The sequence below is a fragment of the Treponema bryantii genome (assembly GCF_900113965.1).
Taxonomy (GTDB): Bacteria; Spirochaetota; Spirochaetia; order Treponematales; family Treponemataceae; genus Treponema_D; species Treponema_D bryantii_A.
In genome coordinates, this window is sequence record NZ_FORI01000003.1 from 74,161 (window position 1) to 99,418 (window position 25,258).

20 protein-coding genes are annotated in these 25,258 nt (G+C 40.7%); 8 read left to right on the forward strand and 12 right to left on the reverse strand.

Annotated elements, in window-relative coordinates; genetic code table 11:
• Window positions 1-44 precede the first annotated feature (44 nt).
• Window positions 45-1,889, reverse strand: coding sequence for a hypothetical protein (locus tag BM161_RS05020; RefSeq protein ID WP_074930918.1), 1,845 nt, complete (start codon window positions 1,887-1,889; stop codon window positions 45-47).
• Between the two features lie 43 nt (window positions 1,890-1,932).
• Here BM161_RS05020 and BM161_RS05025 point away from each other — a divergent pair, with 43 nt between their 5' ends.
• The gene (locus BM161_RS05025; protein WP_074930919.1) at window positions 1,933-2,391 is read left to right on the forward strand and encodes a hypothetical protein; all 459 of its coding nucleotides are present in this window, start codon (window positions 1,933-1,935) and stop codon (window positions 2,389-2,391) included.
• Window positions 2,392-2,473: 82 nt separating this feature from the next.
• Here the strand turns inward: BM161_RS05025 and ilvN are convergent, their stop codons facing one another.
• From ilvN to BM161_RS05050, 5 genes are all read right to left on the reverse strand, one after another.
• Entirely contained in the window at window positions 2,474-2,962 is a 489-nt protein-coding gene (gene ilvN, locus BM161_RS05030) for an acetolactate synthase small subunit (protein WP_074930920.1), read from the reverse strand.
• A gap of 6 nt (window positions 2,963-2,968) precedes the next feature.
• The gene (thrA, locus tag BM161_RS05035) at window positions 2,969-5,476 is read right to left on the reverse strand and encodes a bifunctional aspartate kinase/homoserine dehydrogenase I (protein WP_074930921.1); all 2,508 of its coding nucleotides are present in this window, start codon (window positions 5,474-5,476) and stop codon (window positions 2,969-2,971) included.
• A gap of 130 nt (window positions 5,477-5,606) precedes the next feature.
• Window positions 5,607-7,883: an HD-GYP domain-containing protein gene (locus BM161_RS05040; RefSeq protein WP_074930922.1), complete on the reverse strand. Its 2,277-nt coding sequence runs from the start codon at window positions 7,881-7,883 to the stop codon at window positions 5,607-5,609.
• Window positions 7,884-7,898: 15 nt separating this feature from the next.
• Window positions 7,899-10,064: an HD domain-containing phosphohydrolase gene (locus BM161_RS05045; RefSeq protein ID WP_074930923.1), complete on the reverse strand. Its 2,166-nt coding sequence runs from the start codon at window positions 10,062-10,064 to the stop codon at window positions 7,899-7,901.
• Between the two features lie 30 nt (window positions 10,065-10,094).
• A complete protein-coding gene (locus BM161_RS05050) occupies window positions 10,095-11,018 on the reverse strand; it encodes a 3'-5' exonuclease (protein WP_074930924.1) in 924 nt (307 codons plus the stop codon).
• 207 nt (window positions 11,019-11,225) lie between these two features.
• On the opposite strand from BM161_RS05050, the gene BM161_RS05055 reads away from it, so the two are divergent.
• Complete coding sequence (locus BM161_RS05055; RefSeq protein WP_074930925.1) at window positions 11,226-13,433, forward strand: alpha-galactosidase; 2,208 nt, start codon at window positions 11,226-11,228, stop codon at window positions 13,431-13,433.
• Here the strand turns inward: BM161_RS05055 and BM161_RS05060 are convergent.
• From BM161_RS05060 to BM161_RS05075, 4 genes are all read right to left on the reverse strand, one after another.
• Window positions 13,417-14,010 carry a regulatory protein RecX gene (locus BM161_RS05060; RefSeq protein ID WP_074930926.1) on the reverse strand — a complete coding sequence of 198 codons (594 nt, stop codon included), beginning with the start codon at window positions 14,008-14,010 and terminating at the stop codon, window positions 13,417-13,419. The two genes, BM161_RS05055 and BM161_RS05060, sit on opposite strands and share 17 nt — an antisense overlap.
• A gap of 106 nt (window positions 14,011-14,116) precedes the next feature.
• On the reverse strand, window positions 14,117-14,509 hold the full coding sequence (rpsI, locus tag BM161_RS05065; RefSeq protein WP_074930927.1) for a 30S ribosomal protein S9: 393 nt from the start codon (window positions 14,507-14,509) through the stop codon (window positions 14,117-14,119).
• A 15-nt stretch (window positions 14,510-14,524) separates the two neighbouring features.
• On the reverse strand, window positions 14,525-14,953 hold the full coding sequence (rplM, locus tag BM161_RS05070) for a 50S ribosomal protein L13 (RefSeq protein ID WP_074644727.1): 429 nt from the start codon (window positions 14,951-14,953) through the stop codon (window positions 14,525-14,527).
• 143 nt (window positions 14,954-15,096) lie between these two features.
• A complete protein-coding gene (locus BM161_RS05075; protein WP_074930928.1) occupies window positions 15,097-15,321 on the reverse strand; it encodes a hypothetical protein in 225 nt (74 codons plus the stop codon).
• A 449-nt stretch (window positions 15,322-15,770) separates the two neighbouring features.
• On the opposite strand from BM161_RS05075, the gene BM161_RS05080 reads away from it, so the two are divergent.
• The 5 genes from BM161_RS05080 to BM161_RS05100 all read left to right on the forward strand — a co-directional run bounded on the left by BM161_RS05080 (window position 15,771) and on the right by BM161_RS05100 (window position 21,648).
• Window positions 15,771-16,961, forward strand: coding sequence for an ABC transporter ATP-binding protein (locus BM161_RS05080; RefSeq protein ID WP_074930929.1), 1,191 nt, complete (start codon window positions 15,771-15,773; stop codon window positions 16,959-16,961).
• Window positions 16,961-17,869: an ABC transporter permease gene (locus BM161_RS05085; RefSeq protein ID WP_074930930.1), complete on the forward strand. Its 909-nt coding sequence runs from the start codon at window positions 16,961-16,963 to the stop codon at window positions 17,867-17,869. The genes BM161_RS05080 and BM161_RS05085 overlap by 1 nt, the downstream gene beginning before the upstream one ends.
• A complete protein-coding gene (locus tag BM161_RS05090; RefSeq protein WP_083425680.1) occupies window positions 17,869-18,750 on the forward strand; it encodes an ABC transporter permease in 882 nt (293 codons plus the stop codon). Before BM161_RS05085 ends, BM161_RS05090 begins: the two co-directional genes overlap by 1 nt.
• Window positions 18,751-18,845: 95 nt before the next feature.
• The gene (locus BM161_RS05095) at window positions 18,846-19,892 is read left to right on the forward strand and encodes an extracellular solute-binding protein (RefSeq protein ID WP_074930931.1); all 1,047 of its coding nucleotides are present in this window, start codon (window positions 18,846-18,848) and stop codon (window positions 19,890-19,892) included.
• Between the two features lie 91 nt (window positions 19,893-19,983).
• On the forward strand, window positions 19,984-21,648 hold the full coding sequence (locus tag BM161_RS05100; protein WP_083425681.1) for a putative bifunctional diguanylate cyclase/phosphodiesterase: 1,665 nt from the start codon (window positions 19,984-19,986) through the stop codon (window positions 21,646-21,648).
• Between the two features lie 7 nt (window positions 21,649-21,655).
• Here BM161_RS05100 and BM161_RS05105 read toward each other — a convergent pair whose 3' ends face one another.
• Entirely contained in the window at window positions 21,656-22,078 is a 423-nt protein-coding gene (locus BM161_RS05105) for a Holliday junction resolvase-like protein (RefSeq protein ID WP_083425695.1), read from the reverse strand.
• 128 nt (window positions 22,079-22,206) lie between these two features.
• Here BM161_RS05105 and BM161_RS05110 point away from each other — a divergent pair, with 128 nt between their 5' ends.
• A complete protein-coding gene (locus BM161_RS05110; RefSeq protein WP_074930932.1) occupies window positions 22,207-23,481 on the forward strand; it encodes an OmpA family protein in 1,275 nt (424 codons plus the stop codon).
• A gap of 155 nt (window positions 23,482-23,636) precedes the next feature.
• Here BM161_RS05110 and BM161_RS05115 read toward each other — a convergent pair whose 3' ends face one another.
• A complete protein-coding gene (locus BM161_RS05115; protein WP_074930933.1) occupies window positions 23,637-25,199 on the reverse strand; it encodes a RecQ family ATP-dependent DNA helicase in 1,563 nt (520 codons plus the stop codon).
• Window positions 25,200-25,258 lie beyond the last annotated feature (59 nt).

The window sequence follows — 25,258 nt, forward strand, 5'->3', positions numbered from 1 at the left end:
GGTGGTTGAGCCTGCGGTCCCTGAGCCTGGTCGAAGGGTCGAAACTACCGGCTTACCAATGCAATATTTCCGCACACAATTCCGTATTTGTCATATACAAAATCATTGAGGGCATTTGCGGCGTCTTCGAAACCACGACCTTCAGTCTTTCTTACATAGGCTGCAAGGTTTGGTGTATAGTTGATTACAGTTCCACGGTTAGCAAGATGCACAAAATAATTTGCAACTTCCGAAAGTCTCTGCTGCATTATGTATGCCATAAACTCATTATGCATAAGATATTCATCATTAACATCATATCCAAGTGAAGGCTGAGACTTAAAATAATCAATAAGGAAGTCCCGGGAATCCGGATCAAAAGTATAATAAACTGCCGAAACAAAATTACGGAATTCTGCATCGCGGAAGAAGATTGTATGCCAGCCTTCATGAGCAAGAAGATTTGTTCGGCTCCAGCCAGGTGTCTCGCGGGAAATTGAAACAAGCCCTCCCTCATTTGCCTTTACATACATACCATCACTTTCAAGAAGTTTATTATGAATGAGAATTCTTTTAAGCAGCTCCTCTTCTTCGTTCAACGGGAAGTTCAGTTCTGTTGCCTTGTTGAAAAAGCGTGCCATACTTTCTGCACTGTAATCGTGAGCGTTGTAGCCGTGCATATCGCCGAGTTCTTCATTAGTAAGCAGCCGGCCCTTATACCCCTGCTTCTCAACAAAGAAAGCAAGACGTCGGAAAAGTTTATCCTGAACTTCATAGTTTCTTGTATCAAAGAAAAGAATCTGCGGGAAGCGGTCCCATTCGTAAAGCTCGTAGTCGGCGGTGCGCCACTGAGAAGTTTTATAGTTGAGGATAAGGCCTGGATCGGTGCGGACAGGCTCTAAGACCTCGGCTCCGGCAGCCTTTGTACCGCGCATAATTAAAGACTCAACACACTCAGCATTATCTGTAAATTCTACACGTGAGAATGGAGTATTCAAAGCAGCTGTTGGAATAATGAGTTCGTTTGCTGCAGTTACATTATTCAGATAAAGTTTTTCTCCGCCAACATTCATCTGAATTCTTACAGCATGTTCTCTTGTAGTTTTATTTTCCTGATTCTCAGAAAGCATAACTCTGTATTCCGGCATAGACTGCATCATATTACTCTGAACAGGGAATACCATTGAACTGCCAGAAAAATCAAAAGTCTTACTCTTAAAATCAAGTATTCCGCCGTTGCAGGCAAAACCAGCAAATGGAATTTCAGATCTGAAATCAAAACCAATTTCTGCAGGTACTACAATTGCGGCAAGAACCCTGCAGCGAAGAGTTGAATAAACATAAAATCCTTCTGGAATATATTTTTCAATATTGTCATTTTTCTGAACGGCAAATGAAATATCAAAAACAGTTGGCGCATTCTTTTCATCTGCCTGAACCTGAATACGTCTTGTATCCGGATATTTTTTCTTTATGAACTTACCGTCAATTGTAAAATCATCTCCGCTTAAAAAACCATAACGCAAAACAGCATTTGCATCAGAAGCAAGAAGTTCCTTCTGTTTTTTTGTAGGCATCATCTGAAAGCATACTGTTAATGAAACTGAGCCCTGATCTTTATATACCTTCGAAAAATATTCTTTCTGAGCTTTTGTAAATTTAAAGTTTGCATATTCGTTATTTACAGTGCCCTTTGAAGCTGCTGAATCAAGTGCATAAAGAGAGGTCATTTCACCTCTTGGACCTAGAATATGTACTGCTGATTTATTTTTATTTGCTATAAGAACAATTCCTGCAGCTATATCAAGAATAAGAAAAATTACAACTGCAGCAACTAAGATTTTCTGTGATTTACTAAGTGAAGAAAGTTTATCTAACTTTAATTTTTTTGTAAGCTCCGGTAATTTCATATAAAAACTATACCAAATATACAAAAAAAGTTATACTCCCCGTATGGCTGTGATAATTTTACATCCGACAGAAGAACTCAAACTCATAAAGCTTCAGAAAGAAATTATTTCAGAACTTTTTGAAGAAGGAAGAATTCTGTATGCTGTAAAACCGCTATGGATAAAAATACATGATAATTTCGCTCCCGTTGACTCCGCTCAGGAAAGGAAAAATGAACTCAGTAAATACAATATTAGACAAGTAGAACTCGATGATATAGAACTGTCAGAAAACTCTATCTTTATTCCAGTTACAATCACAACCGATACAGCAGCGTATAATTCCAAACTAACGTTAGTTAACCTGCATAGTGGCCGCCAGTTTACAAGCTTTGAAAGAGATAAGCTTAATAAAATAAAACAGCCGGTAAGACAATTAAAAGTCTTCCGGCTGGGTAATGAGAAGGAACTAGGTTCCAGCTCTAAATGTATTACGAAATCCAGGTGGATTAAAATTAAATAATCATTCGTCATTGCGAGGAACGAAGTGACGAAGCAATCTATATCAAATGGATTGCTTCGCTGCGCTCGCAATGACGCTCATGCTACATCACTCCACTACCACGATCGAGTGAAGTTAAACCAGTACGTACATATTCAAGAATTCCATAAGGCTCGAGCAGTCGTAAAAGGCTTTCCACCTTCTCTTCACTTCCAGTAATTTCAATAATCACAGATTCAAGGCTTACATCAACAATGCGGGCCTTGTAAATATCAGCAGTTTCAATAATTGTGCCGCGGTTGTTTGCCTCTGCCTTTACCTTAATCAAAGACATTTCACGCTGAACAGAAGAAGAAGCTTCGCACTTTTTAATTGCAATTACTTCTTCAAGCTTTGCAAGCTGCTTCTGAATCTGATCCAGAATATATTCATCGCCGGTAACAACAATTGTCATACGGCTCTGCTCAGGTTTGTTAGTTGCACAAACTGTGAGCGAGTCAATGTTATAACCGCGGCGGCTGAACAATCCAGAAACACGGCTGAGTACACCGGTTTTATTTTCTACTAATACTGAAAGTACGTATTTTTCCATATTACACTAACGCTCCATATTAAAGCTTACTGTACGAAGTATATCACCGAATACACCGGCAGCTGTTACACCTGCACCGGCACCGTATCCGCGAACAGTCAAAGGAATTGGCTGATAGCGCTCTGTGTAGAATACAAATGCGTTTTCTCCACCTTTTACGCTATAAAGTGGATCATCCTGTCCAACTTCCATCATACCAACGCTAACCTGTCCGTCTTTGATTGTAGCACCCATACGGAGTACCTTACCCTTCTTCTTAAGGTCTGCAATCTTCTTTGCAAAGTAGTCATCAACTTCAGGAAGCTTCTTTAAGAACTCTTCAACAGTTCCGCTTGAATCAAAGCTGTCTGGAAATACCTTGAACATCTGAATATCAGAAAGTTCGATGTCATAACCAGATTCGCGGGCAATGATAAGTCCCTTGCGGGCAACGTCCATTCCGTTCAAGTCGTCACGTGGGTCCGGCTCAGTGTAGCGCAGCTCTTTTGCTTCAAGAACAGCCTGGCTGAAAGGAACACCTTCGTCGAGTTTTCCAAAAATATAAGAAAGAGAACCAGACATAATTCCGTTGAAATGATCAAGCTTATCACCAGATTTATAAAGGTTCTGCAAAGTATCAATAATAGGAAGTCCGGCACCAACGTTTGTCTCATAAAGGAAGCGGCGGTGCATCTTGTTTGCTGTACGGCGAAGTTCGTGATAGAACTTAATGTCCATAGAGTTAGCACGCTTGTTTGGTGTTGCAATGCTCATACCTGCATTTAAGATGTCGAGGTAGCGCTCAGGCAAATCATAAGATGCTGTACAGTCTACGAATACTGGATTAAGAGGCTTCTTTTCACGAACAAACTTAATGATATCATCAACATTCTGATTTGAGTTGAATGGGAAGTCCGGCTTTTTCATCTGGTCACGCCAGTTACTGAGGTCAAGACCGTCTTCATTCAAAATCATACCGTCAATAGTAGTAATACAGAGAACTTTGATATCAACATTTTCTTTAAGAAGCTTTTCTCTCTGGTCGCGGATCTGATCGATCATTGTTCCACCAATAGTTCCGGCACCGAAAGCAAATACTTCGATTGTCTGAGCAGTATGGAAGAAGAACTGATGAACGGCACGAACAGCAGTATCAGCATATTCATTTTCAATAACTGCAGAAATACAGCGCTCTGAACTACCCTGAGCAATTGCAAGAATATTGATATCCTGGCTTGAAAGAGCGTTGAGGAATTTTCCTGCAACACCGCGGTTAGCAATCATGCCATCGCCGACAACTGAAACAATTGCGCAGTCCTTACGAACATCAATTGCGTCAATCAGCTTTTCGCGGATCTCAAGTTCGAACTTTGCTTCAAGAGCATCTTTTACGATATCTGCCTCGCTGTCGCGAACACAGAAAGAAATTGTATATTCCGAAGAAGACTGAGTAATCAAAAGTATTGAACTTCCGGCAGAAGATACAGCAGAGAAAATCTTGCTTGCCATGCCAGTGCGGCCGCGCATAAGTGAACCGCCCACGCTGATCATTGAAACATGCTTCAAAGAAGAAATACCACAGATGCTTGATTTACCCTTACGGCTTTCAAAAGGTCCCTGACCAATACGTGTACCACGTGCACTAGGATTGTGAGAGTTCAAGCTCCATGCTTCAATTCCCTTTGCCTGAAGAGGTGCAATTGTTTTTGGATGAAGAACCTTAGAACCAAAGAATGAAAGTTCCATAGCTTCTTCATAAGACATATCGTCTACGAGGATAGCGTCTTTTACAACACGTGGATCTGCTGTATAAACACCGTCTACGTCTGTCCAGAACTCTACGCGCTTAGCACGGAGGCTTGCTCCGATAATTGCGGCAGAGAAGTCTGAACCATTACGGCCGAGAAGTCCCATTACCGGCTTTGTTCCAGTTCCACCACTCCATGTACAGATGAATCCTGGGAACAAAAGAATCTTTGTCTGAGTTGGAGAAGCACCGTCACGGAATGGAGCACATGCTTCATTACATGCAGAATAATCAGCTTCACCCTCTTTCTGATTTCCAGTTGTGAAAACAAATTTTCTTGAATCAAGGAAAATTACGCTCTGCTTTTTTGCAAGAAGAACATTTTCCATAATAGGAGCTGAGAGAAGTTCTCCCATACCCATAATGCGGCAGTGAACTGTGTCAGGACACTCACCGAAAGATACACAGCCAGCGAGGAGTTTTTCGAGTTCTCCAAAATTCGGCTCAATCTTAGCCATTGTTTTTTCTGCATCAAAACCTGGAAGCTTTGACTGAAGTTCAAGACAGATTTCGTTGTGAGTGTTTCGAATGTCGGTTACGTAATTTGTCCCGGAGATACCCGAGATACATGCATCGATTGCAGCCTGAAGAGTGTTAGAAACGCCGGCTGCTGCGCTAACTACAACACTAAGTCTGTCTTCTTTTGCGCGGTTGATAATAATGTCCGCAGAAGCAAGAATACGTCGGGCATTAGCCATCGACGTTCCACCGAATTTGAGAGTAATCATAAAAGTACCACCTTGCCAAAGTCCGCAATTTCCCCGAACATCCGGGCGAGCGCACCTCGCGGTACGTCGGAAATCAGCTATGTATAATGTTTCTATCTATAATATTGAATTGTAAGAGGAATGGCAATTACTAAAATTCACGCATTCGGATATCTGTAAGTGCACACTGATCCCCTGTAAGAGCAGCATAGACTTCAGTATTATCACCCTTTATTTTCGTGATATTTTCAATTGAGATTCCATAGTTTTCGGTATGAAGAATAACTGTATTATCTTTTTTCTGTAATTCAATTTCGCAGTCAAAACCAGCCTTGTTAAAAGATTTCCATTCGTTCCAGTCATGGAAGGCTTCTTTCTTTTCCATTATAATTTGATTTTCTGCAAAATCATTTGAACCGTTTTCTTCGCCATCCAGTTTTATAAAAGCATATTCACGGTATCCTTTTCCACCAACTGTTCCATCTTCAGAATAAAACAAAACAATTGAAGGACAATGCCATACAAAAGAAGATTCAGGAAAACTCATTGAATGGAAGGCAAGAGTCACGCTTTCCTTGAGCTTAAATCCGTTTGTATAAACAGAACACGGAGAGTTAATCTGGATATTAGGAACATCAGCTTCAAGTCTTTCTATATAACTCACCTTATCAGAAATACGCGGGATATCATTTTTATCATACTGCTTACCTGTCTGTTCAACCTTAATCTGACTCAGACGGCAGTTTTCTCCGGTAAGTCCTATATAAACAGATTTTGAACTGTCAGAAAGAGCCACAATAACGCTTACAGTTTTGCTTTCACTTTCCAGCTCAAGCTTCATATGGTCTTCATATCTTCCACAGGTGATAGTATAAAAACCATCCGAACTTTTCGCATTTTTATCTGTTACCTTTACTTCAATATTTCTTGCATTAGTACAGATTGAATGCCCGTCAAACCACAATTCTCCATATTCAACATAGCGGTAAGACTCAATCATTTCTTCTGTGTTGTAAACATGCTTATCAAAAGAATCAAAAATCACCAGAGAAGGAGCGCTAAACTGTGTGTCACTGCCGTTTTCTACCCCTTCGCATTTAAAACTGATTTTTGAGATTTTGTTTTCTACAGGAATTCCAAGAGAAACTTTTTCACGGTAAGTTCCACAGGAAATCTCGGTTTCAAGTTTATCTTCCCTTTCAGAAATATAGCTTAAAGTCTGAACATCCATAAGATGAATCATAACCTTAGCAAAAACAGGGTCAAATCTTGCACCGGCTTCTTTAATAAACTCTTCACGAATTACAACGTTCGGAAGCACTTTATTTTCTTTGTTGTCACCGGTATAAAAACACCACGCATCTGCAACAGCAACTATACGGGAAATTACAGGAAGCGTTTCCCCCTTCAAATCAGATTTATTGCCTTTTCCATCATAACGTTCGGTGCAGTAACGGGAGGTTTCAGCGAGGTACGGATAATCTTTTATACTGGCAAGAATTTCTTCACTTGCAACCTTGTGTAAAAGAGCCGCATAGTAAACTTCTTCACATTCTTCAAAAGACTTTCCGCATTCTTCTGCAATCTTTTTTGCAAGCTCCGCATTTTTACGGGCAATTCCCTTTGTCTTTTCATCGCAGGCTTCTACTGCTTTTGCAAAGGCTTCGGCAGTCTGACCAAACAGGTCTTTCATCATTCTCTGCTCTGCTTTCAACGCATACAGCTCAAGCTTATGTGCCCTCATAACCTCATCATTAATGTCCAGATAGGTAAAGAAGTACATAGTGATAGATGAGAAAACAATTGCCATATTAACAATTGAAAGACCATAGGTAAAAATCTGAATAATTCCAACAATGATTGGCACAACGATATAGATAATCATCGCATAATAAATAAAACGACTGAAAGATTTTCTATATCGCAGAATTACAGAAAGCTGAATAATCGGGCCGAAAATAGGCACTATATAACAGATTAAGAAAAAGGAACCACGGAAATATACATTATCATCTGTAAAAGAATAGTACATTCCCGTAAAAAGATTTACTACAACTAAAAGAATCTCAACAATTGTCGCAATTCTTACAATTGTCAGTCTCTTAAAAATAGTTTTGATGTTTAAGCTGAAAAGAATATCTTCAAGATAATAGTTAAAAATAAGAACTATTCCGGCTGTAAATGAAAATACAAAAAAGTTTGAAACTCTTGCCATTACATAGCCAAACTCAGAAGTATCTCCATTATAAATATATGTAAGGCGGTCAAAGCCAATAAGACCAGCGGCAATTAATTCAAGAATAATAAGAATCCACTTTCTTCGCTTTGGAAGAAATCTTGTGATAAGAAGCAAAAATGCCATTATTGTACAAATAGCAGTAAGAACGAGCATCATGTTCATCTGATGATTTCGTATAAACTCAAACATACCTGTAACTCCCAATCAGACATTCGTGCTGTATTTATTCAAAATTTCCTTTACTTCAGGAAGCGCATCTATAAAGACTTCTACACATTTTGCATCAAACTGAGTACCTGAGCCTTCCTGTAAAATCTCAATTGCTTTTTCCATTGTAAAGGCAGGTTTATAAATTCGTGGAGAAACAAGAGCATCAAAAACATCGGCAACAGCCATAATACGAGCAGAAAGAGGAATCAGTTCGCCGTGCAAACCTTCTGGGTATCCCTTTCCATCCCATCTTTCATGGTGATAGGCAGCCATATTTCTTGCTTCCTTCAGATAGTTTTCGCCTTGAACTGTACTGATAGCATTTTCCAGAAGAACCTTACCGGCAATGGTATGCTTCTTCATAATTTCAAATTCTTCAGGAGTTAATTTTCCAGGCTTATTTAAGACTCCATCAGGAATATTGATTTTTCCAACATCGTGCAAAGGTGCTGAACGCACTACATCAGACATAAATTTTGGAGTAATCTTCTGGGCGTAATAGCCTTTCTTTTTAAGTCCTTCAACAATAATCTTTACGTATTCTGAAGTTTTCTGTACGTGAGCGCCTGTATCAGAATCGCGGCTTTCAACCATATCTGCCATTGTGATAATAAGTCCGTCCTGCATCTTAAGTGTAGATTCAGAAAGGTGACGGATATCACGCATCTGCTCGGCCTGTTTAAGAGTCATTTCACAGATAGCAGAATAAAGTCTTTCAACCTCATCCTGAGTATGAATATCAAGAGAACGGATAATCTTTACGTTTTCATCAAGCTTTGCCTGGTCTTCTCCAGACAAGGCAAAACGTTCAAGGCAGGAAGAAATTGAACTGATAGGAATTGAAGTATAAACTCCGGTTTTCCATAACGCAAAGGCAACAATCAGAATAAAGAATCCTGCCATTGTTAAAATAATCTTAAGGAAGAAAACTACTGTATAGTCTGCAATATATTTTAGGGAAACATCAGCACCAACATAGCATCTCATATTTTCGTCAGAATCTTTTACCGGGTAATAAACAGTAAGCAGCCAGCCCCATACATCATCTGTTTCAATAGGACCAATCTCTTTTCCTTCCAGCATATCATTAAAATATGGCTTAAAGGATTCTTCAAACGGAACGAGCTCTCCCGGAACGTATGGAGGTTCTGCATCCGGATCTATAAATCGTGTGTCTACATCAAAAATAAACCTGCCGTTTATACCTTCTGGTTTCACAACATAAAGATAGGCAATATCTGTAGAACATCTAAACATTTTGTTTAGAAGCTCAGAAGTTTCGTTGTAGCCTTCTGCATCAGTTCCATACAGTAAATAATCATCTATTTTATCAACATCAATAATTGAAGCCGCAGTCTTAACGGTACTCCAGGCAGCTTCTGTTTTCTTTGCTTTTTCGTTATCTGAATAAATACTTAAACCAGTCCATCCTGTAAGAAACATTACCATAAAAGAAGTAATTACAAGAGTATTTGTGGTTCTTGAGCGCAAGGTTCGTTTAACCTTCTTGCGCATATTTTTAATTTCATTTAACTCCTGCTCTGTAAGAGGTCTCTGAAGCCAGGCACCAAGAGTATAAATATTAAATTTCTCTTTCGGAATAAATCTAAAAATAGTTACAACTATCAGACAGGAAATACTTTTATCTGCAAACTGTAAGATCAAATTAATTAAAGATAATGAAAGAAGATATGGTAAGCCAGTGTCCGAAGAACAGGAATGCGCAAGATAAGTAATTAAAGAAGTTTGTGTCTGTTTGTAAATTGCAAAATGAACCAGAGAAATAACAATTGCAGAGTAAACAGAAGCTATTAAAACATATACAAGGTTTCTGCGGAATTTCTTAAAAGTGTATTTTTGAATAAACCAGACTGTAAAAATTGCAAGCAGTGCATTGCTAAAGGCCAGATATAAAGCAAGATGGTTAAATAAAGAACAGACAAGGCTTGTAATAACTGCCGTCAAAATACCAAGCAAAAGCATTCCGCTTACAGCAGAAACAAGTATAGTTCCAAGAGAATCAAGAAAGAAAGGAAGGCCAAATTTATAAGCCGCAAATGACAAAAGAACGTTAAGTAAAGTTGCCGCTGTTACAAGCAAAACCTGCCGAGTACGAACATTATTCTGTCTATGAGTAAAAATGTCTCTCTGAAATTTCACTTGAAATGCAGCCTCTAAAATATTATAAGGCTACTTTAGTTTTTCCGCCAGTTCTTTTAACAGCATTACTTTAAGACCGCGCTTTTCAATTTTCTTTACGTGCTCCGGGTTAGGCATATTTTCAAAAACAACCCAGCCGCTGGCAGTAAGATGTTCACCGATTACGCCGCCATTATCATAAATCTGCTTTACCAGTCCGAAAGCATAATCTACATCGCGAAGGATTTTATTATCCAGTTCAAAGCGTTCACCGAGCACAGTCTTAAAATGAGGCATAGGAGATTTTTTGCCGTAAAGTCGTTTGATTTTTTCTGTCATCTCGCGGCGGTATGCACGCTCAGCAGCCTGCTCAAGAATCTGCTCGTTTGAAACAAAGCATTTTTTACCTTCAGGAGAAGTCATAATCTCTTCAACACTCTGCCCTGTTTTCATGCATTCAGCCTTCAGACAAAGCATAGTCATAATTGCATCATCTTCAGATTTATGACTCTGATACTTTACAACATTTACTCCAAATTCCTGAGCCCATTCAACAAGCTTCTGCTTCTTTTCATATTTACGTTCAAGATAGCGCTCAAGATCAAAAGCGCGGAACTGAATGTACGGCAACTCGTAACGCTCATTAGCATCATTTACAAAACCAACATCGTTACTAACTGCAAAGCCTGCAATATAGCGGTTACCCGTAGTAAAAAGTTTTTTGATATCTTTATAATAAGCCTCGTAGTTCGGCTTAGTGCGGAAATAATCCTTAGAGTACGCAAGCTTGCAGTCACCCTTACCAGAAAGCAGGTACCAGTCAAAATCGCATTCCGGATTCATAACAACATCTTCGCTTTCAATAATATTCAGATCATCATCGCAGATAACATACCCCAGCGAACAGATTTTTCCAACGCCGTCAAAAGTATTCGCGCATTCACAGTCAAAAAAAACAAAACTCTTGTGATTCATTCTTCTATTATATAGGTTTTAGTTTATTTTGTCATTTACACGTCATTGCGCTCAAATAATCGTCATTGCGAGCGTAGCGAAGCAATCTATATTTGCAAAAACTCTATATATAATATAGATTTAACCTTTCAATTTTAGGAAGTCATACGTTATTTTTCTTATTGCTTTTCAGTTTTATTAAATATACAATTCTGAAACGAGGTTCTTATGATTTCATTCAATTCAAAAACTAACTCATTCAGACTTGATACTCCTAACTCAACTTACAGTATTTTTATCAACGAACGCGGCTATATTGGGCATGCTTATTATGGCAGCAAGATTGGGGATGATGACGTCTCTTATCTGACCCGCAACAAAGAATACGGATTTTCTGACAATAAGATTTTCCGTGAAAAGGGTTCTTTCTTAGACTTCTTTCCTCAGGAACTTCCTACCGAAGGACTTGGAGATTTTCGCGAGTCTGCGCTTGCAGTTTGCGACAGCGAAGGACACAACGCAATTGAATTAAAATATAAGTCTCATAAAATTACCGGCGGTGCTAAGGCTCTTCCGGGACTTCCTGCAGTTTTTGGCGGAGCAGAAGACTGCTCTGTTCTTGAGCTTACCGCCACTGACGATATTCTTGGAGCTGAAGTTACGCTCGTATACACAGTTTTCGAAAAGCTTGATGCAATCGTTCGCTCTGTAAGAATCAAAAATAATGGTGCAAAACCTCTCTATATCAAAAAGGCACTTTCACTCGCCCTCGACCTTGATAATGATAATTATGATATGATTACCCTGCACGGTTCATGGGCCCGCGAACGCCACATGGAGCGACACCCGGTTCATATGGGAAAACAAGGTGTAGTTTCTATTCGCGGAGAAACCAGCCATCAGGAACATCCTTTTGTTGCCCTGCTCGACCACAACGCAGACTGGGATTCCGGCAAAGTTTACGGAATGAACTTTATCTACAGCGGAAACTTTGTTGCGGATGTTCAGAAAAATCAGTTTGAAAATATACGTGCCGTGATGGGAATTAATCCGGAAGGCTTTACCTGGAAGCTTGAAAATGGAGATGTTTTTGATACACCACAGGCAGTTCTGGTTTATTCTGATTCGGGTCTTAACGGAATGAGCCGCACCTTCCATGACCTTTACCGCGAGCACCTTATCCGCTCTCCATATAAAAAGACAGACCGCCCTATCCTCATCAACAACTGGGAAGCAACCTATTTTAATTTCGATACAGATAAGCTGATTGATATTGCACGCGAGGCTTCTAAAGACGGAATTGAAATGCTTGTTATGGACGACGGCTGGTTTGGTCACCGCTCGTTCGACGACAGTTCTCTTGGCGACTGGATTGTAAATGAAGAAAAAATCAAAGGTGGTCTCAAACATCTTGTTGATGAAGTGAACAAGCTTGGAATGAAATTTGGTATCTGGTTTGAACCGGAAATGATTTCTCCAGATTCAGATTTATATCGCGCACATCCGGACTGGGCAATTCAGATTCCTGGCCGCGAGCCTGGTATGAGCCGTGCACAGCTTGTCCTCGACATCACAAGAAAAGAAGTTGAAGACTATACTTACGAAAGCCTTGCAAAGATTTTAAGAAGCGCAAACATTGAATATGTAAAATGGGATATGAACCGCCAATTAACGGACATCGGTTCTGTGAACCTTCCGGCCGACCGCATCGGCGAGTTCTACCATCGCTATGTTCTTGCCGTTTACCGTCTGCAGGAACGCTTACTCACCGAGTTCCCAAAACTTCTGCTTGAAAACTGCTCAGGCGGTGGCGCACGCTTTGACCCAGGCATGTTCTTCTACAGCCCGCAGATCTGGTGCAGCGACGACACAGATGCAATCGAACGCCTTGCAATTCAGGAAGGAACTGCCCTCATCTATCCGCTATCTACAATGGGAGCACATGTCAGCGTTTGCCCTAACCACGCCTGCGGTCGCGTAACTCCGTTCAAGACTCGAGGTTATGTTGCACTCTCAGGAACTTTTGGCTACGAGCTGGACATCACAAAACTTCCGCCAGAAGAACGTGCTATGATTCCGGGACAGGTCGCTCTCTACAAAAAGTTCAGCAGCCTCATCCGCAATGGGGACTACAGCCGAATTGCAAGTTACAGAGAAAACAACGAATACGACTGCTGGGCAAGCATCTCAAAAGATAAGACAAAGGCTCTCGTAACTTTCGTTCAGGTTCTAAATCATCCAAACTATAAAACACGATTCCTTAAGATTAACGGACTCAAGCCGGAATCAAAATACCGCATTACCTGGCCTGATGAAAAAGCTGAAGACTTCCCTGCAATGGAACTTTTCGGCCGAACTCTGGCAAACGCAGGTCTCCCAATCCGCCGCGACTGGGGAGATTTCCGTGCACAGCTGATTTTTATAGAAGAGATTTAATCTGTTTAAATGAGAATCCGGCCCGCATCATGGCTTCGGTTAATTTATCGCCGGATTTTGTTTTCGATAATTTCTCATACGCTTTGCGGCAGATTTCATCTTCGTCGTGTTCTGTAAAGAACTCGTTGAGAGCCTGGTTTGCCACATCGCGGGCAATTCCGCGGGCTGCCAGCTCTGCAGACAAACGGCTGCGGCCTTCATAATGATTTGTACTTCTTGTATTCAGCCAGGCAATTGCATAACGCTGGTCGCTCAAATAACCGCAAACCTCAAGGTACGTAAGCGCTGCTTCTACATATTTTTTATCATACTTTTTTTCAGTTAATTTACGTGTAAGTCCAAAACGACTCTGTTCAGCACGTGCAAGATATGAAACAGCCTTGAGTTCTACAGCACAGGTAAGCCCCGCATCCATAAGACTGTCAGTTTCAGTTTGATCAAACTCTGCACCAACATCGATTCTTTCAAAAAGCCCATCCGGAAGATATTCCTTACGTATATAAAAAGCACTTCCCTCTTCAGGTGCAACTTTGAACATTCCGCTGTATGATGTTTCTGCAATCGATTTGATAATCATATAATTAAGATACTGAAACAAGTTCAGTATGACAACGGGCAAAAAAAAACACGGCCAAAAGACCGTGTTTTGAAGATCTTCGGGTCGGGCCCGAAGAAAACGTATACTAACGCTTTGAGAACTGGAAGCGGCGACGAGCACCCTTCTGTCCGTACTTCTTACGCTCAACCATACGTGAATCGCGTGTGAGGTATCCGTTAGCCTTGAGAGATGTACGAGCATCTGGATCAATCTGAACGAGAGCGCGTGAAATACCATGCAAGCAAGCAGCTGCCTGGCCGTTCATACCGCCACCCTGTACGTTGATAAGAACGTCATACTTTGTATTCATTGATGTAACGAGAAGTGGCTGCTGAACAATCTGAATCTGTTCTGCAGTTACGAAATACTCTTTTACATCTTTACCATTTACTACGATTTTTCCTGAGCCGTCGCGAACAAAAACGCGGGCTACAGCAGTCTTTCTTCTTCCTGTTCCAATAGCAATATTCTTTACCATTTTCTAACTCCCGTATTAAAGTTCAATTGGCTGTGGATTCTGTGCAGCATGTGGATGCTCAGCACCAGCGTAAATCTTTACGTTATCCATCATCTTGCGACCAAGTCTTCCGTGTGGAAGCATACCAGCTACAGCAATTGCCATAGGATCTGTTGGGTGCTTTTCAAGAAGCTTCTCATAAGTGTGAGCGCGAAGTCCACCTACGAAACCTGTGTGATGGTAATAGATCTTCTTCTGTTCCTTACCGCCAGTTACAACAGCTTTTTCTGCATTGATGATTACAACGAAATCACCCATAAGCTGATTCTTTGTGTAAGTTGCTTTGTTCTTTCCACGTGCAATATAAGCTGCCTTTGCAGCAACACGTCCAAGTGGTTTTCCGGCTGCGTCAATTACGTACCATTTGCGAGCCTGTTCGTATTCTTTAACGAAAATAGTTTCCATGATATACCTTACTAAAAATTAAAGTTTATCTGCGGCTTCAGAACCTTGCATCTGAACTGAAACTGCATTGGATTTAAGATGAGCAGTCAAAAATCCAATAACGGGTAAAGTATATTATCAGATTTCAATAGATTGAGTCAATACTACTGCTGGTCGTTTTTAGCAGCATCTTCTTTTTTTGCTTCTTTTTTATCTTTAATATCTGCTGCACCAATGAAAAGGCAGATGAGTCCGATAAATGCAGCGATTACAGGTGCGCCGCCTTTCAAAAATGCAATTACTTCTGCGCCCCAAGCGAGCGGGCCCATTGGCAATACCGCAAAAACTGTAAACGCAATAAAAATAATTCCAAGAATAATAGATACCATATAAACCTCTATAAATTAGAATAATTCAATTTCTGAAATCTTTCAATTAATTTTTTGATACTAAAACATTATTTAAGTCTTTATTTTATGGACGAACTGGGAAAGTACACTTGGCTGCTCGCGAGCTGTTTTTTTGTGTTAACAATTAACATTTTTAGCACGCTAAAAATGTTAATTGTTTTCTATGGCTAAGCGCCAAAAACCCTCGAGGCAGCCAAGCGCCCTTCCCCAGTCCATCCATAAAATACTTAACAGTTAATTAAATAATTATAAAAAAATCACAGAGCTTCTTTTTTATATATACCTGTGGGATATATAAAAAAATAAGATTTCTATTGCAACAAATAAGACTTAACAAAATTTAATTAATTTCCATTTTTTTATTGACATAATCACATATATGTATCATTTTACACTTATAAATTATTATTATTTTTCGAGGTTGCTTGGTGAAAGGAAGTCAGGTTACCATTGATCATGTATCCAAAAGATTCGGCGATTTTGTTGCCCTGGATGACATCAATTTTACTATTGAACCGGGAGAGTTCTTCTCTCTTCTTGGTCCTTCTGGATGCGGAAAAACTACACTTCTCCGCATAATTGCAGGTTTTGAGTCTCCAGATGACGGAGTTGTTCTTTTTGATGACAAGAACGTAATTCCTCTTTCACCGGACAAGCGTGCCTCAAACACAGTTTTCCAGACATATGCTCTTTTTCCTCATATGACAGTTTACGAAAACGTAGCATTCTCTCTGCGTCTGAAAAAACTCCCTAAGGATGAAATTGATAAAAAGGTTCGCGAATACGTACACCTTGTACAGCTGGATCAGCATATTAACAAAAAGCCAAACCAGCTCTCAGGTGGACAGAAGCAGCGTGTTGCTATTGCCCGCGCCCTCATTAACGAGCCTAAGGTTCTTCTTCTTGATGAGCCTCTTTCTGCCCTGGATGCAAAGCTCCGCGCCAATCTTCTTATTGACCTGGACCGCCTCCATGATCAGATTGGTATTACATTTATCTATGTAACTCATGACCAGAGTGAAGCTCTTTCTGTTTCTGACCGCATTGCAGTTATGAACGCAGGACATGTACTTCAGATTGGTACTCCATACGAAATTTATGAAAGTCCTGCAACTCAGTTTGTTGCTCAGTTTATTGGAGAAACTAACCTCTTTGATGCTGAAGTTGTTGACTGTGTTCCTCATAAGGACGCTGCCGGTAACGATGATTTTATGGCTACCCTCAGTGTACCGGAACTCGGAAAGCAGGCTCCATTGGCAACAGATACTGCCGCAGAAGCTGCACTCGACCGCTTTATGCAGGTTACAGATTACGAGCACACAGACAAGGGCCAGAAGGTTGCCTTCACTATCCGCCCTGAAAAAATCAGAATTACTCTTGAACCGCCTTCAACTGGTGGCCGAACAGATATAAACGTATTTTCTGGAATCGTAGAGGAGCCTATCTATTCGGGCTTCCAGTCTAAGTTCTATGTAAAGCTTGATACTGGTAAAATCATCAAGGTTTTCAAGCAGCATACGGACTACATGGATGACGGTCCTGTTATTCAGTGGAAAGACAGGGTTTATGTTTCTTGGTCTGCAGAAGACGCATATATCGTTGAGGACATTAACAAGTAATGAAAGATAAGAAGCTCACTAAAGCAGCCCGCGACGGCCGTGTAGGATTATTCTACGGCTGGCCGATGGGACTCTGGTTTATTATTTTCTTTGTTGCTCCACTTGTAATCATCTTTATCTACAGTTTTCTGAAGAAAGGTATTTACGGTGGTGTTGAATGGAAGTTCTCTCTTAAGGCTTACAAGCAGATGTGCAAGCCGGAATATGGTCTGATTTTACTTAGAACTCTCAAAATCACTATTATTTCTACTATAATAACGATTTTAGTTTCGATTCCGAGTGCCTATGCAATGGCCCGCAGCCGTCATCAGACTCTCTTCCTTTTTATGATTATCATTCCGTTCTGGACAAACTCTCTTATCCGCATTTTTGCCTGGATGAGCATTTTGAACAACGACGGTATTCTCAATCAGATTTTGATGAAGCTGCATCTTATTAAGGATTATCTGCCTTTCCTCTATAATACCAAGGCTGTAATTCTTGTAAGCGTTTACATGTACATTCCGTATGCAATTCTTCCAATCTTTACTGCAGTAGACCGCTTTGACTTCTCCCTTCTAGAAGCTGCCCGCGACCTTGGAGCAACAAAACCTCAGTCTATGTTCAAGGTTCTGATTCCTGGAATCCGCAGCGGTATTATTTCTGCTTTGATTTTTACATTTATCCCGATTTTCGGTGCGTATACGGTTCCTCTCCTCGTTGGTGGAAAGGATTCTTACATGCTTGGAAACATCATTGTTGACCAGGTTCAGAAGACCCGTAACTGGCCTCTTGCTGCTGCTTTCTCTATGGTAATTACTCTGATTTCTGTAATTGGAATTATGATGATTACACGTTCTAACTCTCAGGAAGCACAGCTCAAGAAAAAGAACACAAAAGAAGATAACTATGTTGGAGGTGTACAGTAATGGCAAGAACTCTTGGTGTATTACTTCATAACGCCTTCTCCAGCATGAATAGACCACGCTCAGAAAATGCACGCCACGCAAAACGTGCATGGCGCCGTCATGGTCATAAATTCTCATTCTCTAAGCTGGTTCTCTGGCTTACAATTATATTCCTCTTCCTGCCTCTCTTTGTAATCATTGTTTATTCTTTCAATGAAAGCAAAGGTGCAGAATTTACAAAGGTAAGCCTTACCTGGTACAAAGAGCTTTTCTTCAACTCAAAAGCCCTCTGGCAGGCTCTTTTGAACAGTATTCTGGTAGCTTTTTCTTCTGCTGTAGTTTCTACAGTTCTTGGTACAATGGCTTCTATCGGCGTAAACTGGTATAAGTTCCGCGGTAAGAAGTTCATTCAGACCCTTACCTACCTTCCTATGGTTTTACCGGAAGTTATCATTGGTATTTCTATGGTAATCTTCTTTAGTGGTGTTCATATGCCGCTTGGACTTTTTACCGTATTTGCTGCACATACAACCTTCTGTCTTCCATTTGTTTTCCTTATGGTTAATGCCCGTCTTGATGAGTTTGATTACTCTATCGTAGAAGCATCACACGACCTTGGAGCAACTGAAGTTCAGACAATGTTTAAGGTTGTTGTACCTGCAATTATGCCTGGAATTCTTTCGGGCTTCCTTATGGCAATTACAATGTCCCTTGAAGACTTTGTAATCACCTTCTTTGTTTCTGGACCGGGTTCTACTACCCTGCCGCTTTACGTTTATTCTATGATTCGCTTTGGCGTTTCACCTGTAATAAACTCACTTTCAGTTATTATGATTATTTTTACCTGTGCTGTTGCCTTTATCTGCCGTAAGGGACTTAAAGGTTTTGCCGCAGGACACTAATAGTAATTAATGGATTGCCACGTCGCTGCGCTCCTCGCAATGACGTCATTGCGAGCGTAGCGAAGCAATCCATAATCATAAAGGAGACACATTTTATGAAAAAGATTGCACTTGCAATTATGGCACTCGTTGCTGCCTCATTCTGTTTCACTTCATGTGGAGACGAAAAAGACGACGGAACCCTTTACCTCTACAACTGGACATATTACACTCCAGATTCAGTTCTCGAAGCTTTTGAAAAAGAATTCAACTGTAAAGTAAAAGTTGATACTTTCGATTCAAACGAAGTTATGTATGCAAAGCTTAAGGCTGGTGCTAAGGGTTACGACATCACATTCCCTTCACAGGACTACACTTCTATCATGATTAATCAGAAGATGCTCCAGAAGATTGACCAGACTAAGTTCACAAACAAAAAATACATCAACATTGACTGCAAAAAGCTTATGACTTTTGACCCGGAAATGGAATGGCAGGTTCCTTACTATCTTGGTATGGCTGGTATTGCCGTAAACAAGCAGAAGGTAACTAACTACGAAAAATCATGGAATATTTTTGCACGTACAGACCTTAAGGGCCACATGTCTATGATGGATGATATGCGTGAAGTTATTGGTGATGCTCTTGCATTCCAGGGACTTTCTGTAAACACAGTTGATGATGCAAAACTTCAGGCTGCTACAGACCTTATCAACGCTTCATGGAAGCCAAATCTTGTAAAGTTTGACGCAGAAGGTTTTGGTAAATCATTTGCTGCAGGTGACTTCTGGGTTTGCCAGGGTTATGCAGAAGTTGTATTCGGCGAAGTTCCAGAAGAAAAACAGGAAGATATGATCGACTTCTTTATTCCAAAAGAAGGTGGTCCTATGTACCTCGACTCAATGGTTATTCTTAAGGGTGCAAAGCATTACGAACGCGCCAACGAGTTCATCAACTTCATTCACAGACCAGAAATCTATGCAATGTTCCTTGATGACTTCCGTTTCCCAGGTTATGTAAACCTCGAAGCAGAAAAACACCGTACAACAGTTCCAATGTACAAGGCAGAGGAAATGGCTTCTGGTGAACTTAAGCTTGATGTAGGTGAAGACCTCGAGAAATTTAATGAAAAATGGGAAACCATTAGATTCACTGCTGACTAATAACAAGACATTAAAAATAATTTGACTTATGCTCATTTTAGACTTACTATAATAATTGCCGAGAGGGAATTAAAAATATAGTAGGTAAAAAATGAGCGTAAACATTGCCACCATTCTCGACAACATCGCAGCGCCTGTTGTTGCTGCAACTCCTATCAAAGATCACACCGGCAAAATAATCGATTTTGATATAATCTACACAAATGAAGAAGTAAAGATAGCGTCAGGCTATGCAATGCAGAACAAACCACGATGGTCTGATTTTGCAATGAATATTACTTCCGACATTCCATGGTTTAAGATGGCCCTTGATGCCATTGCCGGCCGTTTCCATGATGATGTAAGATATTTTTCTCCTTCAACTCAAGCCTGGTACAAAATCGAAATGAAATGGCTTCCTGAAGATAAATATATCATCATTACCTTTATTAATGTAACTTCTGAGCGGGAATACTACAGAAAGCTTAAGAAAACACTTATTACAGACCCTATGACAGGCTTTTCGAACCGCACAGGCTTTGCAGACTCTTTTGCAATCACACTTGAAACAGCCCGTTTTAAGAAATACTATGCAGCACTTCTTGTAATAGATATTGATAACCTTCAGAACATAAATGATTCTCTTGGAAGTCAGGCTGGTGACAAGGTTATTCTTGATGTAGCAGAGGTATTAAAGCAGTTTCAGCGAGAATACATTCAGATTTTCCGCTATGGAGATGATGAGTTTGCCGTTATAATCACAAACTTTGAGTCTCAGGATTCCCTTGTAAACTTTATAGACTGTATTTATGACGCTTTCCAGCTTAAGCAAATTTCTGTTTCGGGTGGAATCTCTATGTTCCCTACAAATACAGAACAGAAAGATGAAATGATCCGCTTTGCAGATATGGCTGTTCATTATGCAAAGAAAAATGGAAAGAACAGTTTTATTTACTTTGAACCGGAAATGCAGAGAGTATTTATTCAGCATCTTACAATTCAGACAAGAATGAATGCTGCCCTCCTCGAAAGTAACTTTACCCAGTATTATCAGCCACAGTTTGATATTCAGACCGGACAGCTCCGTGGTTTTGAAGCCCTTATCAGATGGAATGATGATGAGCTTGGAAATATTTCGCCTTCGGTTTTTATTCCGCTGGCAGAAGAAACCGGCTTAATTGTTCCAATCGGCCGCTGGGTTTTGTACACCGCAATCAATACACTTAAAACCTGGCAGGCAAAATACAACTTCCGTGGAATTATTTCTGTAAACGTTTCGCCTATTCAGCTGCTTGGAGACGGCTTTATTGAAGAGCTTCTGGATATGATTGAAACCTTTAAGGTAGATCCAAGTCTTCTGGAAATTGAAATTACAGAAGGCGTTATGATTAATAACATGGGAGATGCAATAGAAAAACTCCGCCAGATTAAGGCGCTTGGATGCCGTGTTTCCCTTGATGATTTTGGAACAGGCTATTCTTCTTTGAGCTACCTTCAGATGCTTCCTTTGAATACACTTAAGATTGATAAAGCATTTATTAATGATATTACTTCTGAAGACGGAGTTCAGGCTACAATCACCCGCTCTATCATTGATATGGTAGAAAAAATGGGACTTGAAACAATTGCAGAAGGTGTTGAAAACAATGAGCAGCTTAATATGCTCAATCAGTTCCGCTGTAATTTTGTTCAGGGATTCTTACGCGGAAAGCCAATGCCATACAACCTCTGCGACGCATACCTTGCAGGGGATGTAAATGCACTGTTAAAAAACTAACCGAACCTTATTCTCCGGCCCTGTATTCTACATAACGTACACGGCCTTCGGCAACGGCCCGTTTTATCTCTTTTTCTCGTCCGCTTAAGGCAGATTTTCCGGTTTTTACTTCTATCAGCAGAACTTCGTGTACTGTATTATCTTCTGTGAGGCCCGGAAATGCAATGAAATCTACAGGCTTACCGATAAAGCGGGCATCTCCCGGATGGCACGGAAAGCCCGGCAAAAAAGGTGCAACCTGTTCTGCAAGCTGGCCGCCAAGCACAGAACGGGAACGCTTTATTGCATCTTTTCGTACTTTTGAATTACCCGAATGCAGGCGGATGGTCTGTATTATCAAAAGAAATAGCAGAATACAAAGAAGTATAAGGGCTGGTAAAGGTATTGCTCTGGCTGTATTTTTTATGTAACCTAAAATCTGTGTAATCATTTTTACAATATACAATGAATTTACCGATACATAAAGAGTATAGATTGCTTCGCTTCGCTCGCAATGACTGTCATTGCGAGGAGCCTTCAGGCGACGTGGCAATCTACAATTTTCGGAGGTTATTATCTATGAATAAATTGTTAAAAAAATCACTACTTCCCTTCGCAATTCTTACGTTCTTTTCAGCATCTGCTTTCGCTGAAGACGATGGCATTTTATTTGAATTCAAACATACTAAAGACGACGCAGTTGTTCACGTTGCAACTGTTGAAGAAGAAGCATATGTAAACGGCAGACTCCATAACCGCACAGAGTTCATTAACCGCACTTCAACCACTGTTACTGATACTCAAAAAGACGGTTCGGCAAAACTCTTTACCCACTATATGACAACTCAGAACAACTTTATCAATGCAACAGGAAGAATGCTTTCCTGGGGTGAAGAAGAATCTGTAAGACTCTACCGCGACAAAAACGGCCATCTTCATGATTCTGATAATGATTTTCTGCCAACTGTTCAGAGTGTTCCTTCCTTTTCTGATAAACCCGTAAAAATTGGAGAATCATGGACAAGTGAAGGCCTTGAAGTTCATGACTGCCGCGACCTTTTTAATATGGAAGACGCCATTCAGGTTCCTTTTACTGCAACTTACACATACACTGGTGACGAAGAAATTGATGGAAAAAAACTTAATGTAATTGAAGTTGAATATAAATTCTTTCAGGATGCTGGAGAAGCAGGTGACAAAGGCAGTCTCGGCCAGGACTGGTATGACAGCTATCTTTATGGCACTGCAAGTGGCAGCACATATGCAGGTGCCCAGGGACAGGCCGTTCAGAAAATCTGGTGGGATAATGAAAAAGGCGAACTGGATCATTACATCGAAGAATTTGTGATTTATCTGTACGACACCTATAACAACACCTATGCTTTCCGCGGAACAGCTCACGGTGAAGTTACTGAATACAAATCTGTAAATAATAAAGATAACCTCAAAAAGCTTCAGAAGAAAGTTGAAAAATACAAGCTCGACAATATTTCTGTAAAACAGGGCGACAAGGGACTTACAATCAGTCTTGATAACATTCAGTTTGAACCGGATTCGGATGTTCTTATGCCTTCTGAAAAGAAAAAGCTTGAAAAGATTGGTGAAATCCTCAAAGAGTTCCAGAATGATCTTTTGATTACAGGCCACTGCGCTGCCCGCGGAACTGTAGGCGCACAGCAGAAACTTTCAGAAGAACGCGCAGACGCTGTTGCGAAGTTCCTTGTAGCTAATGGAATCAGGGATCAGTATCATATTTTTACGCAGGGTAAGGGTGCGACAGAGCCTGTGGCATCTAATGATACGGAAGCGGGAAGAATAAAAAATAGACGAGTTGAAATCACAATTATGGATTAACCGTACACTTAAAAAACTTAGGTGCTTCCGCTGCTCGAGCCTGCAAACTGCAGTGATGAGCTAGTGGAAATTTGACTCGCCTTCGGCTCGCGCTCATCAAAGCAGTTTGTAGTCTCGATTCGCTCGCGCACCTAAGTTTTTTAATATTCGGACTTCTATGATATTTCAGGTTGTTTTTTTATTCTTCCCGCTTTCGTAACTCTTAATCTTCCTTTCCATAAGAAATTATCTAATTCTATTTTGCCACTATCCTTCAACTGCTGAACAACTTCCACCGTATCTTTATGAGTCCAAACATTGAGTCCAAACAATGTACGTGTTCGTTCATTCATTTTTTCATATAGTTCTGTTTCTATATCATCTTCGGAAAAATAATTTCGTGCTTTTCGTATGATATTAAAGGCTAACTGCCAGTCTGAGTCTGCTGTCTTTGTGGACTTCGTGGTGGCACGGCGGGCGTCGCAGAGGTCGCAGCCGCTACATACGGTCTGTTCGGCGCCCAGAGCGTCTAGCAGAACCTGGCGGCGGCATTCTTTGGTTTCGGCAAAGTCTCTCATGGCAGCCTGACGAGAGCCCGGTGCGTAAACTGAATAATCGAGGGAGTCTGCGAGACTCCATAAAAGTATTGCTTTAGCGATGCTGCCATCGCGGCCGCCACGGCCGGCTTCCTGAATGTAGGCCTCAGCGGTTGCGGATGGCACTAAGTGAACAACAGTCTTAATGTCTTTTTTATCTACGCCCATTCCGTACGCGCAGGTGGCGCATAACACTCCGTCCTTACTATCGTAGAACCATTTTTCAGTTTCATCCTTTTCTGCTTTTTCTAGACCTGCGTGATAAAAACGGGCTGTTCCATCACCAAAACATAAGTTGAGTTCCCGAGCCATATCTTCAGTTTTATTACGCGTCCCGCAGAAGATTATCATGGGACGCTGCTCTGTAGAGGCTAGAAGCAGAGCTTCCTTTTTCTTGGCAGCTGCATAACGCACGTAGTAAATAATGTTTTTACGGTCACTTTCGCTTCGAACTATATGAGCCTGACCATCAAACAAAATCTCGGCTACACGTGAAAGCACCTGAGGAGAAGCTGTTGCAGTAAAGGCTGTAATCACAGGAGGATTTATAACCTTAATTACATTCCCAAGCCCGAGGTATGCCGGACGAAAAGAATCACCCCATTCTGAAACACAATGCGCTTCATCAATTGCAATATGTTTGATTCCAACTTCCTTAAGCTGATTTAGAAGAGTCTCGCTTTGAAGAACCTCCGGATTTGCAAGAATAATCTGAGCGCCCTCCCGGATTTTTCGGAAATTTTCTTCCCTTTCCTCTTCAGTCTGTCCGCCCCTGAAGGTAACGCTGCGAAGGCTTCCCTCTTCCATTCGTCTCTGCTGGTCACTCATAAGGGCCAGAAGAGGATAAATAATCAGGGATGGTCCTTCCAGCAAAAGTGCCGGAATCTGAAAGCACAATGATTTTCCTGCTCCCGTTGGCAAAAGAACTATCTGACGCCCCTTGCAGAATGAATCATCTGCCTCCCCTAGATCTTCATAATCAGCAATATTTTTGTGATATTCATAGGCTTCAAGAATATTTGCTACAACAAGCCTCTGCCAGGGATAGAGATACTTTATGCCAAAATTCTTAAAAGCAGTCTGGGTCACAAAATCATCAGAGATTTCTTCATTTTGATTTTCAAGTTTTTCCTGCGTTTCCATATATATAATATGGTGCAAGAGTTGTGATTTCAGGAAGTTTTTTGAGAATTTAGCGGGAT